Consider the following 13,577-nt stretch of genomic DNA (forward strand, 5'->3'; position numbering starts at 1 on the left):
GCTGTCGGCATGACTGACGACACCCTCGGCTTCTCCACCCGCGCCCTCCACGCCGGGCAGGACCCTGACCCCACGACGGGCGCCGTCGTCACCCCGATCTACCAGACCTCGACCTACAAGCAGGACGGGATCGGCGGCTTCCGCAACGGCTACGAGTACAGCCGCAGCGCCAACCCCACCCGCACCGCGCTCGAGACCGGTTTTGCGGCCCTCGAGCAGGGTGAGCGCGGGTTCGCCTTCGCGTCGGGACTCGCCGCCGAGGACGCGATCCTTCGCGCGCTGCTCAGCCCCGGTGATCATGTCGTCGTGCCGTCGGACGCCTACGGCGGCACCTACCGCCTGTTCAACAAGGTCCTCAAGCACTGGGGCGTCGAGCACACGATCGCGGCCATCGCCGACAACGACGCCGTGCGTGCCGCGATCCAGCCGGGCAAGACCCGCATCATCTGGGTCGAGACGCCGACCAACCCCATGCTGAGCATCGCCGACATCAAGGCCCTGGCCGAGATCGCGCACGAAGCTGGCGCGCTGCTCGTCGTCGACAACACGTTCGCGTCGCCCTACCTCCAGCAGCCGCTCGCTGATGGTGCCGACGTCGTCATGCACTCGACGACGAAGTATTGCGGCGGCCACTCCGACGTCGTCGGCGGCGCTGTCGTGGTCGGCCACGGGGTCACGGTGCCGTGGTTCGACAACGAGTCCGCGAGCGACCGGATCGGGTTCCACCAGAACTCCATGGGTGCCATCGCCGGACCCTTCGACTCGTGGATCGTCCAGCGCGGGCTCAAGACCCTGGCCATCCGCATGGAGCGCCACTGCGACAACGCCGAGAAGATCGTCGAGTTCCTCCAGGGCCACGACGGCGTCACGGCCGTGCACTACCCGGGCCTGCCCGAGCACCCCGGCCACGAGGTCGCCAAGCGTCAGATGAAGCGCTTCGGCGGCATGGTCGCGTTCCGCGTCAAGGGTGGCGAGGACGTCGCGGTCAAGGTCTGTGGCGAGACCCAGATCTGGACCCTCGGCGAGTCCCTCGGCGGCGTCGAGTCGCTCATCGAGCACCCCGGCCGCATGACCCACGCCTCCGTCGCCGGTACCGAGCTCGAGGTGCCCTCGGACATGATCCGGCTCTCCGTCGGCATCGAGGACGTCGAAGACCTCATCGCCGACCTCAAGCAGGCCCTCGACCGCCTCACCTGACCTGTGCCTTCTCGTGATGCAGGGCTCGTCCTGTGCGTCGACGTCGGGTCGACCTTCACCAAGGCTGTCCTCGTCGACGTCACGTCGGGCGCCCTCGTGGGCGCGGCGTCGCACCCGACGACGATCGAGTCGGACGTCATGGACGGAGTCGATCGGGTATGCCGTGAGCTCGCCTCCCACGGACCCGTCACCGAGACGCTCGTGTGCTCGTCCGCGGGCGGCGGGCTGCGCATCGCCGTGGTGGGTTATGAACGCGAGGTCACGGCCGAGGCCGGGCACCGCGTCGCCCTGTCAGCCGGTGGGAGGGTCGTCCACGTCTCGTCGGGATCGCTGACGGGGGAGGGGGTGCGCGAGCTGCGCGCGGCCGCTCCTGACCTGGTGCTCCTCGTGGGTGGCACGGACGGTGGCAACGCAGAGGTGTTGCGGCACAATGCAACTCGACTTGCCAGCGCCCGTGTCACGATGCCCATCGTCGTCGCCGGGAACGCCGACGTCGCCGACGAGGTGTCGGCCGAGCTGGCTCGCACCGGGCGTCGTCACACGGTCACGAGCAACGTCCTGCCCCGCATCGGCGTCATCGCACCGGACGCCGCGCGAGGTGCGATCCGGGCCGCGTTCCTCGAGCACGTCATCGGCGGCAAGGGGCTGTCGCGCGGGCGCGGGTTCACGGAGCTGGTCCGCGCAGCGACCCCCGATGCCGTCCTCCAGGGCGTCGAGCTCCTGGCCGACGTGCGCGGTGAGGACGTCATGGTCATCGACATCGGCGGCGCGACCACCGACGTCTACTCCGTCCTTCGCCCCCAGGGCGAGGACGCCGAGATCGAGCGCGACGTCGCCGGATCCATGTGGCACGAACGCACCGTCGAGGCCGACCTCGGCATGCGCTGGAACGCCCTCGGCGTCGTCGAGGCCGCCTCTCGCGAGCACCTCTCGCTGTCCTCCGGAACGCAGGAGTATGCCGTGCAGGTCACCTCTGACACGGCGCACCGGGCGTCGACCCCGGGGGAGTGGGAGCACGAGGCCGAGCTGGCCCGGGTCGCCGCCACCGTGGCCGCCCGCCGCCACGGTCGTCCGCGAGTCGTCGGCGATCGGCCGCGACCGCTGGCCGATGTGGGGCTCGTGCTCGGCTCGGGTGGGGTGCTCAGGCACGGACCGGACGCGGTGGCCGGTGGGGTGCTCAACGCGGTGGTGACCGACCACGCCGGTGGGTGGACGGTCCCGGCGGCGGCAGCGCAGGCCGTCGACACGGCATACCTGCTCTTTGCCTGTGGTCTGCTCGCGCAGGGGCACCCTGCCGCAGCGCGCACGCTCGCGGCGACCATCGCCTGAGGGCTGGTCCGAAATTGGGTGGGCGCTGAGTTCCTAACCAGAGTCAAGCCACTTGGCGGCTCGTAGGCTTGGTGTTGGCGGGCCCGGATGTTGGAGCGCTTTGCGACTTCTGTGACTCCGGGCTCGCCGCCTGCTTGCGGCGGTCGCGCATCTGCTTGTGGCGGAGGTTGTCGCGGTGCCGCGCAGGGATCTGGTATCGCTCTTTGACGATGGCTCGGCCCTCGGCTTCGGTGATGGGGGTGCCGTCGACGTCGCGTAGGGCGTAGGGCTGGCCGGTGCGCATGCAGGTCGCGATGCGGGTGAGCAGTTGGGTGGCCAGGTGGCAGATCGCGGAGTCATGGTGGCGGTCGCCGACCATCAGTCGCTGGTATTTCGCGGCGATCTGCGGGTCGATCTTGCGGGCTTGGTCGGCGGCGGTGAACAACATTTCGCGCAGCAGGGGGTCGCCGGCTTTGGTGATTGAGGACTCGACCTTGCGGACCCCGGACTGGCTGACTTTGGGGACCAGCCCGGTGTAGGCGCGGATCGCGGCCAGCGAAGTGAACCGGTGCGGGTCGCCGATCCGGCCGGCGATGACGGCGCTGATCACCGGGCCCACTCCGGGGGCGGAGGCCACGATGCCCTGGGGGTCGGCTTCGGCGTAGAGGTTCGCGACCCGCTCGTCGATCTGCTTGATCTGACGGGTCAGGAACAAGGCTTGCTCGGCCTCGTGGCCGATGTCGTCGGCGAGCTCGGCAAAGTCCATCCCGGCAGGTCCCCACAGGGCGAGGGTGTCTTTGGCTGCCACGACCAGTCCTGCTGCGTGATCCTGACGCCACGCACCGCGCGAACGAGCGATCAGGAACCTGGCCAGCCGTGCCTGACCGAGCCGGATCACCGCGTTCGGGTCGGCATAGCGGGCCAGAACTCGAGCGCAGCGATGCCATAGTTCGACCCGAGCACCTCGTACCAGGCAGGGCCCAGGAGCTCGACCAGAGCGTCGAGCCGGGAGTAGACCGCAGTGCGGCGCTTGACCATCGTCGAGCGCTGCTTGACCAGCCGCCGTAGCGCGTCGGCTGGTCCCTGGCCGGAATACTCACGCAAGCCTTCGGGGTGCAGCATCGGCAACCTGGCGAGCAGTTCAGAGTCGATCCGGTCGTTCTTGGTGTGCTTGGAGTAGTACTTCCGCAGGTCCGCCGACTGCGTCGTCGGGACCATCACCACCCGGGCTCCGCGACGCCGGAACCATTCCGCGACCACGATCCACGCATTGCGGGTGGGCTCAACAACGACCGTCAAATCGCCCGGGTCACAAAGGCCCAGATCGGCCCACAACCGATCAAGATCCGCGGGCCGGGTCCAGAACTTTCTGCCCCGCCACACGGTCGCGCCATCGCGTACGAGTGTCGCTTGATGCGCAGCCCTGCAGGCCACGTCGATACCCAATGTCAATACCATCGTCACCGCTCCTGTCAGTCGGATCCTGATCCATCAGGTGACTGACCCTCGCGGCCGCGGCCCAGACATTCTCTAAGCAGGAGTCCACGCCAACCGGCTGGCTCCAAGTTCCCGAACAGGGACACCGCATCGACCAGACACCGGCTCGCGGACGACCACTCAGCGCTCAGGGATCACCACGTGTCCCGGTCGGTGGTTCGGCCGCCCGCGAACCTACCCCAACGCTAAATGTCGGTGGCTCGCCCTACGCTCGCAGGCATGAGTGAAGACGCCGCTCCTGTCCGACCCGACCTCCGCCTCGACGTCGTGGTGCTCGACTGCCCCGACCCCCTCGCCCTGGCCCGCTTCTACGGCGACATCCTGGGGTGGACGCTGGAGGAGGGCTCCGACGGCGAGTGGGCCACGCTCGAGCCGCCCGGTGGTGGCATCAAGCATGGACAGGCCGGCGGCGGCACGTCCTTGGGCTTCCAGCGCATCGACGACTTCGTCGCGCCCACCTGGCCCGGTGGCGCCCACCCGCAGCAGTTCCACCTCGACTTCGTCGTGCCCGTCATCCCCGAGGCCGAGCCGGCCGTGCTCGCCGCGGGAGCGACCGTGGCCGCGGACCAGCCCAGCGAAGATGGCGGTTTCAGGGTCTACCTCGATCCGGCCGGACACCCGTTCTGCCTGTGTGGGAAGGCGAGCTGATGAAGGAGCTCGTCATCGAGGCCGAGAACCTCGTCAAGAGGTTCGGTGACTTCACCGCCGTCGACGACGTGAGCTTCGCCGTGCCGAAGGGTTCGGTCTTCGGTCTCCTCGGGCCCAACGGCGCGGGCAAGACGACGACCGTGCGGATGATGACGACGCTGGCGGTCCCCACGAGTGGCTCCGCCCGGGTCGCCGGCCACGACGTCGTCAGGGAACCCGAGGCGGTGCGCGCGAGCATGGGCCTCACCGCCCAGAGCGCCACCGTCGACGACCTCCTCACCGGGCGTGAGAACCTCCGCCTCATCGGCGACCTCTACGGCCTGGACCGGAAGTTCGTCCGCAAGCGATCCGACGAGCTGCTCGAGCAGTTCTCGCTCACGGACGCGGGCGACAAGGTCGTCAAGGACTACTCCGGCGGCATGCGGCGCCGCATCGACCTCGCGGTCAGCCTCATCGCCCACCCACCGGTGCTGTTCCTCGACGAGCCCACGACCGGCCTGGATCCGCGCAGTCGAGTCGAGCTCTGGGACGTGCTGCGGGACCTCGTGCGAGACGGCACGACGTTGCTGCTCACGACCCAGTACCTCGACGAGGCGGATCAGCTCGCCGACAACATCGTCGTCATCGACCAGGGCCGGATCATCGCCCAGGGCACTCCGCTGGAGCTCAAGAACCAGTCCGGGGCCGCGAGCCTGGTCGTGACGGTCTCGCGCCACGACGAGGTCCACCAGGCCGCCGAGCTGCTTCGCGGCGTGGTGGGCGAGGTCCACGTCGACGCCGACGCCCGCAAGCTCACGGCACCCGGTGGGGACGTCCCCGCCCTCACCCGGATCGCCGCCCAGCTGGACGAAGCCGGCATCGAGGTGGACGACCTCGGGATGCAACGCCCCAGCCTCGACGACGTCTTCCTCGCCCTCACGGGCCACAAGGCCGAAGACACGAGCAACAAGGAAGAGGTGTCGGCATGAGCGCCGCCACAGAGGCCGCAGTTCTCGACCGCACGGCCCCGCGACCCAGCGGTGCGGGCCAGCTCCGCCAGATCACGACGCTGGTCCGGCGCAACCTCACCCATATCAAGCGCCAGCCCGAGATGCTCACCGACGTGACGATCCAGCCGATCATGTTCGTGCTGCTCTTCGCCTTCGTCTTCGGAGGATCCATCGCGATCCCCGGTGGTCAGTACAAGGCGTGGCTCCTCCCCGGGATCATGGCGCAGACGATCGCGTTCAGCGCCTTCATCGTCGCCATCGGGCTCAACACCGACATCGGCAAGGGGATGGTCGACCGGCTGCGATCGCTGCCGATCCAACGATCCTCCATCCTCATCTCGCGCTCGATCGCCGCCCTCATCCACTCGAGCATCGGCGTCGCGGTCATGTCCGTGACCGGGCTGTTCATCGGGTGGGGGATCCACGAGGGCGTCCTCAAGGGACTGCTGAGCTACGGCCTGCTCCTCCTCTTCGGGTTCGCCATGATCTGGGTCGGCATTCTCGTCGGCTCGGCCATGCGATCGGTGGAGGCGGTCAACGGCCTGATGTTCACGACGATCTTCCCGATCACCTTCTTGTCCAACGCCTTTGCGCGCACCGAGGTCATGCCGTCGGGGTTGCGCACCGTCGCCGAATGGAACCCGATCAGCGCCCTCAGCCAGGCGATGCGCGACAACTGGGGCGTGGGCGGTTTCCCGGTGCGCGCCGACGCGCCGTGGCCGCTCCACCACCCCGAGCTGGCGACGATCATCTGGTCGGTCGCCATCACGGCAGTCATCGCCCCGCTCGCGCTGCGGGCGTTCAACAAGCGCACCACCGACTGACCCAAGCAGTCGAGAGGAGACAACGCGCCGTCCGCGCTCACCGTGAGGCGGCGCGTTCTCTCCTCTCGACCGGGACTGAGTAGCCTCACGCCATGACACCCACATCGTCGTCGGTGACGGTGGCCGAGATCCGTGCCGCCGCTGACCTGCTCTCCACCGTCATTGCTCCCACACCCATGGAGTTCAATCGCGGTCTCTCGGCACGAGTCGGTGCCGATGTCTTCCTCAAGTGCGAGAACCTCCAACGCGCCGGGTCCTTCAAGATCCGTGGCGCCTACAACCGCATGTTCCACCTCACCGAGGACGAGAAGGCGCGCGGCGTGGTCGCCGCAAGCGCCGGCAACCACGCCCAGGGCGTCGCCCTCGCCGGGCAGATGCTCGGCATCGCGGTCAAGGTCTACATGCCGGTGCGCGCGCCCATGCCCAAGGTCCAGGCGACCAAGGCCTACGGCGCGACGATCGAGCAGATCGGCGCGACCCTCGACGAGAGCCTCGTCCACGCCCGGGCCTGGGCCGAGCAGACCGGCGCCATCCTCATCCACCCCTTTGACCACGACGACATCGTCGCCGGGCAGGGCACGTGCGGCCTCGAGATCCTCGAGCAGTGCCCCGACGTCAAGACGATCGTCGTCGGACTCGGCGGCGGCGGGTTGCTCGCCGGCATCGCGGTGGCCGTGCGCGAGCTCAGGCCCGACGTTCGCATCATCGGCGTGCAGGCCGAGCAGGCCGCGGCCTACCCGGCTTCGCTGGCTGCGGGCCACCCGCTGGCCGCCGCCAAGATGTCAACGATGGCTGACGGCATCGCCGTCGGACTTCCCGGAGACGTGACGTTCCCGATCGTGCGCGACCTCGTCGACAGCGTCGAGACGGTCAGTGAGGGCGGGATGTCCCGCGCCCTGCTCTTCCTCCTGGAGCGCGCCAAGCTGGTCGTCGAACCGGCCGGAGCCTCCGCCGTCGGTTGGCTGCTGGAGAACTCAGAGTCCGAGGCAAAGGAGGCGATCGAGGGTCCCGTCGTCGCCGTGCTCTCCGGCGGCAACATCGACCCGCTCCTGATGTTGCGGATCATCCGCCATGGACTGGTGGCCGCCGGTCGCTACCTCCAGTTCTCGGTGCGTGTGCCCGACACCCCCGGTTCGCTGGCCGCGATCCTCGCCGACTGCGCCGGTGTCGACGCCAACATCCTCGAGATCGAGCACATCCGCACCGGCCCCCGGATCAACGTCGACGAGGTCGAGATCGCGCTCCGGCTCGAGACCCGCGGCCCCGAGCACTGCGAGCGCGTCCTCGCAGCCATGCGCGCCAAGGGCTACACGGTCATCCACGAGGCCGACCCTCTGGGGCACTGAATCTCGCACCATGAAGTCGAGGTAGTAAGAAACGCCGGGACCGATGACTCGGCACGGCGTTTCGTACTACCTCGACCGCCAGGGTGGCCCGACGGACGCTTCAGATCGGGACGGTCAGCCGGTGAAGGGCTTCGCGGAGAGGATCTTGACGTCGATCTGCTTGCCGTTGGGCGCCTCGTAGGTCACCGAGTCGCCGGCCTTCTTGCCGTTGACGGCCGAGCCGATGGGGGACTGCTCGCTGTAGACCTGCAGGGAGCCGTCGGCGATCTCGCGCGAACCGAGGAGGAAGGTCTCCTCGTCGCCGAAGATCTCGACCGTGACGAGCATGCCGGGCTCGACGATGCCGTCGTCGGGAGGGGTCTCGCCGATGATGGCGTTCTCGAGCAGCTGCGTCAGCTGGCGGATGCGGGCCTCGTTCTTGCCCTGCTCCTCGCGTGCCGCGTGGTAGCCGCCGTTCTCCTTGAGGTCGCCCTCTTCGCGGGCAGCCTCGATCTTGGCGACGATGTCGGCCCGACCCGGACCGGACAGCTCTTCGAGCTCGGCCTTGAGGCGGTCGAACGCCTCCTGGGTCAGGTAGCTCGTCTTGACGACGGTCGCGCTCACTGAACTTCACTCCTCGGGTGCCCGAGTCGAGGCGGGTTCAGCCGCCCGGAACACGGGGATGATGGTCCTACGTGAAAGGGTCCGGGGCCTGAACCTCGTGCGGTTCGGTGGGCCCCAGACCCGTTGGTGCAAAGAACAAGGATAGCAACGTCGCCGCAGGAAAGCACGTTGTTGGGGACTCGTCGATCCCACAGCGCCGCAGGTCAGGGCACTCTGACGCAGGACGAGACGACCCCGACGACCGCGCGAGCGCTGGTGCGCACGGTCACCGTGCGGTTCACCGACTTCGCGCCGGACGGGACATCGTCGTCGGCGACGCCGACGCGGCCGTGGCGGGTGTCCTGCGCTTCGACGGTGCAGCGCACCGCCGCGCCGTCGGGCCGGTGCACGTCGTACGACACCGTGATCTGCGCGTCACTGACCACCTTGTATGCCGTGACGTCGGCCCGCAGCGCGTTCGCCGACGCGAGGGCGAACCACACGATGACCGCCAGGATGAGCGATGTGCCGAGGGCGCCGATCACCCACCAGCGAGTGGTGCCGGGGGCCGGGCGGGGAAGTGGCATCGAGGGTCCTGGGTCGAGAGTGGTGGAGCGCACAGCGAGTGCGAAGATGGGGCGAGCCCATTGTCGCTGGTGCGACCCCCGATTCTTAAAGGACCCTCTCGTGGCAGACCGCCTCCGTCTCATGTGTGTGCACGCGCATCCCGACGACGAGTCGAGCAAGGGCGCCGCGGTCATGGCGAAGTACGTCGACGAGGGGCATGACGTCCTCGTCGTCTCGTGCACCGGCGGTGAGCGCGGCGACGTGCTCAACCCCAAGCTCGCCAACGATGCACACACCCTGCGCGACCTCGCCCAGGTCCGTCGCGACGAGATGCGCCGCGCCCAGGAGATCCTCGGTGTCGACCACACCTGGCTCGGTTTCGTCGACTCGGGTCTGCCCGAGGGTGACCCGTTGCCGCCGCTGCCCGACGGTTGCTTCGCCCTCGAGCCGGTCGAGGTGGCGACCGAGGCCCTCGTGCGCGAGATCCGTCGCTTTCGCCCGCACGTCATGACGACGTACGACGAGAACGGTGGCTACCCCCACCCGGACCACATCATGTGCCACACCGTCTCGATGGCGGCCTTCGAAGCGGCAGGCGACCCAACGGCATACCCCAGTGCTGGTGAGCCGTGGCAGCCGCTCAAGGTCTACTACAACCAGACGTTCAGCCGTGGACGGGTCGTCGCCTTCCACGAGGCCCTCACCGCACTCGGTGAGGAGAGCCCGTATGCCGCGTGGCTCGAGAACTGGCCACCGGAGCGTGAGCGCGTGGTCACCACGCGAGTGAAGTGCGACGAGTGGTTCGAGCGGCGCGACCAGGCGTTGCTGGCACACGCGACGCAGATCGACCCCGACGGCAACTTCTTCAAGGTGTCGCGCGAGGAGCAGGCGCGGGTCTGGCCGTGGGAGGACTACGAGGCCGGGCTGTCGTACGTGCCCATCGTCGAGGGCGAGGACGACCTCTTTGCCGGCCTGCCCGCGGACCTCGCCGAGGCCGACGCCCTCGCGACGTCAACCGACCTCACCATCGCGCACGACGGACGCAAGGAACGCACCGCATGATCGCCCCGCTGCTCACTCACCTCGCCCTGCTCCCGCTGTCGGTGACGCCCTCACCCAGTCCCACCACGGCGACCGACGGCACGCCGAGCCAGCAGGCAGCGCCGGGCCTGTGGGCCTTCGTCGCGTTCCTGTTCCTCGCGATCGCGCTGTGGTTCCTGATGCGCAACATGAACGCGCGCCTGCGCCGAATGTCCTACCGCAGCAGGGCTGCTCAGGAACCCGCAGCCGAGTCAGACGTGGTCGTAGAGCGCGATCGAGGCGGCGATGTAGTGCGTGATGAAGGCCAGGATCGTCAGGGTGTGGAAGATCTCGTGGAACCCGAACCATCGGGGCGAGGGGTTGGGACGCTTGATGCCGTAGACGATGGCGCCGAGCGTGTAGAGGGCGCCACCGGTGATGACCAGGGTCACGACGGTGGTCCCCGCGTGACGAAGTAGCGGTCCGAGGAAGAAGACCGCGACGGAGCCCAGCGCGACATAGACGGGCACGTAGAGCCAGCGGGGCGCGTGGATCCACAGGAGCCGGAACGCGACGCCGGCGATCGCTCCGCCCCAGACGATCGCGAGGAGCGTGATGGCCTGGTTGCGGGGGAGCAGCAGCGCAAAGGGCGTGTAGCTGCCCGCGATGATGAGGAAGATGTTGGAGTGGTCGATCCGCTTCAGGGCCGTGCCCCACTTGGGTGACCAGTTGCCGCGGTGATAGACCGCCGACATCGCGAAGAGCAGCACCGCCGTCAGGGTGAACACCGCCGCGGAGGCCCGTGCCTGGACCGTGTCGCTCAGGACGACGAGGACGAGGCCACCGATGAACGCGATCGGCGCCATGGCCAGGTGGAGCCAGCCGCGCAGCTTGGGCTTGACGACATCGAGCACCGCATCGACGCGCTCTTCGAGAGCATCGATGGTGCGGGGTTCACGTCGCTTGTCCATATTCATCACAACGATACCTACGTTTGCGTAGGTTCCGAGCCGGTGAGGTGGTCTACGTCTCGCTGTGCGCCCAGCGGTACGGTGACGACATGGCGCTCAGCGATGTTCTCTACGCGGCATACGAGCGTCGGCTGACCAAGCGACTGCCCCCGGAGAGTGTTCCTCGACACGTGGGGGTCATGCTCGACGGCAACCGTCGCTGGGCCAAGGCGCGGGGGGCCGGCACGAGTGAGGGCCACCAGGCCGGTGCCGACAACATCGCCCACTTCCTGTCCTGGTGCGAGGAGGTCGGGGTGGAGGTCGTCACCCTCTGGCTCCTCTCGACCGACAACCTCAGTCGCGCCGAGTCCGAGCTGCGTCCGCTCCTCGGCATCATCGAGCGGACCGTTGACGAGCTCGCCGACTCCCACCAGTGGCGGCTCAACCCGGTCGGAGCCCTCTCGCTCCTGCCAGCCGCCACCCGGGAACGCCTCGAGGGGGCTGCGACTCGCACGGCCGAGGTCGACGGTCTGCTGGTCAACATCGCCGTCGGCTACGGAGGTCGCCGCGAGATCGCCGATGCGGTTCGGTCCTTGCTGCTCGAGCACGCCGATCGCGGCACGACGATCGAGGAGCTGGCCGAGTTCCTCGACGTCGAGCACATCGCCGACCACCTCTACACCAAGGGCCAACCCGACCCCGACCTCGTCATCCGCACGTCGGGGGAGCAGCGGCTCGGCGGCTTCCTGCTGTGGCAGAGCGCCCACTCCGAGTTCTACTTCTGCGAGGCCTACTGGCCCGACTTCCGCAAGGTCGACTTCCTGCGGGCCCTGCGCGCCTACGGCGAGCGCAATCGCCGCTTCGGAGCCTGAGCACACCTGACACTTGTGTCACACCAGCACCATCCGACTCAGGGGTTTCACCGACGTCGTGTAAAGCCTGCGTGAACACCTCGACACGCGGCGCGCCTGCGTGACAGGTGAGCGTGTGCCGGTCGTAGCGTCAGTGCCAACGCGTCACCCTGATGCGTTCGGGAGGCCCATCGCATGGAGCACACCACGCTCCGGAGGAGGGACCGGTCCCGGCTCCCTGCTCGTGGCAGTGAGCCGACCGGGATCCACACCTTCGAGTCAGCGCACCTACAGATCGTGCGCGCCTAGGAGCCCCGCCGTGGCCACACCCTCGAGTTCCACTGCTACCCCACCTGTCTCACCGGAGATCGCCGAGTCGCCGATGTTGACCTACGTGCTGGACACGTCGGTCCTCCTGTCCGACCCGCGCGCGATCCTGCGGTTCAAGGAGCACGAGGTCGTCCTGCCCATCGTGGTCATCACGGAACTGGAGGCCAAGCGGCACCACCCCGAGCTGGGTTTCTTCGCGCGGGCCGCCCTTCGGCTGCTCGACGACCTCCGCATCAAGGCTGGTCGCCTCGACGCACCCGTGCCCGTCGGTGACGATGGCGGCACGCTGCGGGTGGAGCTCAACCACACCGACTCGTCGTCGCTGCCCGCGGGCTTCCGGCTGGGTGACAACGACACCCGCATCCTCTCGGTCGCCAAGAACCTCTCCAACGAGGGGCGCATCGTCACGATCGTCAGCAAGGACCTGCCGATGCGGGTCAAGGCGTCGGCCTGCGGGATGGAGGCGCAGGAGTACCGCGCCGAGCTCGCTGTCGACTCCGGCTGGACGGGGATGTCCGAGGTCGACGTCACCGTCGAGGAGATGGACCACCTCTACGAGTACGGCCGCCTCGAGCACCTCGGCGCCGCCGAGATGCCGTGCCACACCGGCCTCAAGCTGCTCTCGCCCCGAGGCAGCGGCCTCGGCCGGGTCGGCGCCGACAAGCAGGTGCGTCTCGTCAAGGGCGACCGGGACGCCTTCGGCCTGCACGGTCGCAGCGCGGAGCAGCGCATCGCCCTCGACATCCTGCTCGACCCCGACATCGGCATCGTCAGCCTCGGCGGCCGCGCGGGCACCGGCAAGTCCGCCCTCGCGCTGTGTGCCGGCCTTGAGGCGGTCATGGAGCGTCGCCAGCAGCGCAAGGTCGTCGTCTTCAGGCCGTTGTATGCCGTGGGCGGCCAGGAGCTCGGCTACCTCCCCGGTTCCGAGTCGGAGAAGATGAACCCGTGGGGACAGGCCGTCTTCGACACCCTGTCGGCGCTCGTCTCGCGTGAGGTCGTCGAGGAGGTTCTCGACCGCGGCATGCTCGAGGTCCTGCCGCTGACCCACATCCGTGGCCGCTCCCTCCACGATGCGTTCGTCATCGTCGACGAGGCCCAGTCGCTCGAGCGCAATGTCCTCCTCACGGTCCTGTCGCGCATCGGCCAGAACTCCAAGGTCGTCATGACCCACGACGTGGCCCAGCGCGACAACCTGCGCGTCGGTCGCCACGACGGCGTCGCCGCGGTCATCGAGAAGCTCAAGGGACACCCGCTCTTCGCGCACGTCACGCTCACGCGCAGTGAGCGCAGCCCCATCGCGGCCCTCGTGACGGACCTGCTGGAGCAGGAGCACGGCGACCTCTGAGGCCCAGTTCTCGAGCAAGAACAACGCGTCGGTATGCCGGTCGCTCACCAGGAGCGACCGGCATACTCACGCCGTGAAAGGGTGTGACCCGAGTCACCGCCCGTTCGGTGGATGGGCGCCCCC

14 protein-coding genes are annotated in these 13,577 nt (G+C 68.5%); 9 read left to right on the plus strand and 5 right to left on the minus strand.

From position 1 onward, the window contains the following. The first annotated feature begins 9 nt into the window (after positions 1-9). Entirely contained in the window at positions 10-1,197 is a 1,188-nt protein-coding gene (locus tag JNB_RS16940; RefSeq protein ID WP_009777744.1) for a cystathionine gamma-synthase, read from the plus strand. A 3-nt stretch (positions 1,198-1,200) separates the two neighbouring features. After that, entirely contained in the window at positions 1,201-2,526 is a 1,326-nt protein-coding gene (locus JNB_RS16945) for a glutamate mutase L (RefSeq protein WP_009777745.1), read from the plus strand. Between the two features lie 43 nt (positions 2,527-2,569). Here the strand turns inward: JNB_RS16945 and JNB_RS22055 are convergent, their stop codons facing one another. Further along, entirely contained in the window at positions 2,570-3,313 is a 744-nt protein-coding gene (locus tag JNB_RS22055; RefSeq protein WP_237700685.1) for a transposase, read from the minus strand. 86 nt (positions 3,314-3,399) lie between these two features. Then, positions 3,400-3,963 carry an IS110 family transposase gene (locus tag JNB_RS22060; protein ID WP_237700686.1) on the minus strand — a complete coding sequence of 188 codons (564 nt, stop codon included), beginning with the start codon at positions 3,961-3,963 and terminating at the stop codon, positions 3,400-3,402. Positions 3,964-4,221: 258 nt separating this feature from the next. On the opposite strand from JNB_RS22060, the gene JNB_RS16955 reads away from it, so the two are divergent. From JNB_RS16955 to ilvA, 4 genes are all read left to right on the plus strand, one after another. Continuing rightward, entirely contained in the window at positions 4,222-4,650 is a 429-nt protein-coding gene (locus tag JNB_RS16955) for a VOC family protein (protein ID WP_009777748.1), read from the plus strand. Beyond that, positions 4,650-5,618: an ATP-binding cassette domain-containing protein gene (locus JNB_RS16960; protein ID WP_009777749.1), complete on the plus strand. Its 969-nt coding sequence runs from the start codon at positions 4,650-4,652 to the stop codon at positions 5,616-5,618. The genes JNB_RS16955 and JNB_RS16960 overlap by 1 nt, the downstream gene beginning before the upstream one ends. After that, entirely contained in the window at positions 5,615-6,463 is an 849-nt protein-coding gene (locus JNB_RS16965) for an ABC transporter permease (RefSeq protein ID WP_009777750.1), read from the plus strand. The genes JNB_RS16960 and JNB_RS16965 overlap by 4 nt, the downstream gene beginning before the upstream one ends. Positions 6,464-6,555: 92 nt before the next feature. Continuing rightward, positions 6,556-7,809 carry a threonine ammonia-lyase gene (ilvA, locus tag JNB_RS16970; protein WP_009777751.1) on the plus strand — a complete coding sequence of 418 codons (1,254 nt, stop codon included), beginning with the start codon at positions 6,556-6,558 and terminating at the stop codon, positions 7,807-7,809. Between the two features lie 114 nt (positions 7,810-7,923). Here the strand turns inward: ilvA and greA are convergent, their stop codons facing one another. Both greA and JNB_RS16980 read right to left on the minus strand, forming a co-directional pair. After that, positions 7,924-8,412, minus strand: a complete 489-nt coding sequence (gene greA / locus JNB_RS16975) for a transcription elongation factor GreA (protein ID WP_009777752.1) — start codon at positions 8,410-8,412, stop codon at positions 7,924-7,926. 203 nt (positions 8,413-8,615) lie between these two features. Continuing rightward, complete coding sequence (locus JNB_RS16980; protein WP_040883946.1) at positions 8,616-8,978, minus strand: DUF4307 domain-containing protein; 363 nt, start codon at positions 8,976-8,978, stop codon at positions 8,616-8,618. 100 nt (positions 8,979-9,078) lie between these two features. On the opposite strand from JNB_RS16980, the gene mca reads away from it, so the two are divergent. After that, entirely contained in the window at positions 9,079-10,020 is a 942-nt protein-coding gene (mca, locus tag JNB_RS16985) for a mycothiol conjugate amidase Mca (protein ID WP_009777754.1), read from the plus strand. Between the two features lie 230 nt (positions 10,021-10,250). Here the strand turns inward: mca and JNB_RS16990 are convergent, their stop codons facing one another. Next, on the minus strand, positions 10,251-10,949 hold the full coding sequence (locus JNB_RS16990; RefSeq protein ID WP_009777756.1) for a hemolysin III family protein: 699 nt from the start codon (positions 10,947-10,949) through the stop codon (positions 10,251-10,253). Between the two features lie 89 nt (positions 10,950-11,038). Here JNB_RS16990 and JNB_RS16995 point away from each other — a divergent pair, with 89 nt between their 5' ends. After that, positions 11,039-11,800 carry an isoprenyl transferase gene (locus JNB_RS16995; protein WP_040885135.1) on the plus strand — a complete coding sequence of 254 codons (762 nt, stop codon included), beginning with the start codon at positions 11,039-11,041 and terminating at the stop codon, positions 11,798-11,800. Positions 11,801-12,161: 361 nt separating this feature from the next. Further along, entirely contained in the window at positions 12,162-13,454 is a 1,293-nt protein-coding gene (locus JNB_RS17000) for a PhoH family protein (protein ID WP_009777758.1), read from the plus strand. The last annotated feature ends 123 nt before the right edge of the window (positions 13,455-13,577 follow it).

Origin of the sequence: Janibacter sp. HTCC2649 (assembly GCF_000152705.1) — a bacterium.
In the GTDB taxonomy this organism is placed as follows: Bacteria; Actinomycetota; Actinomycetes; order Actinomycetales; family Dermatophilaceae; genus Knoellia.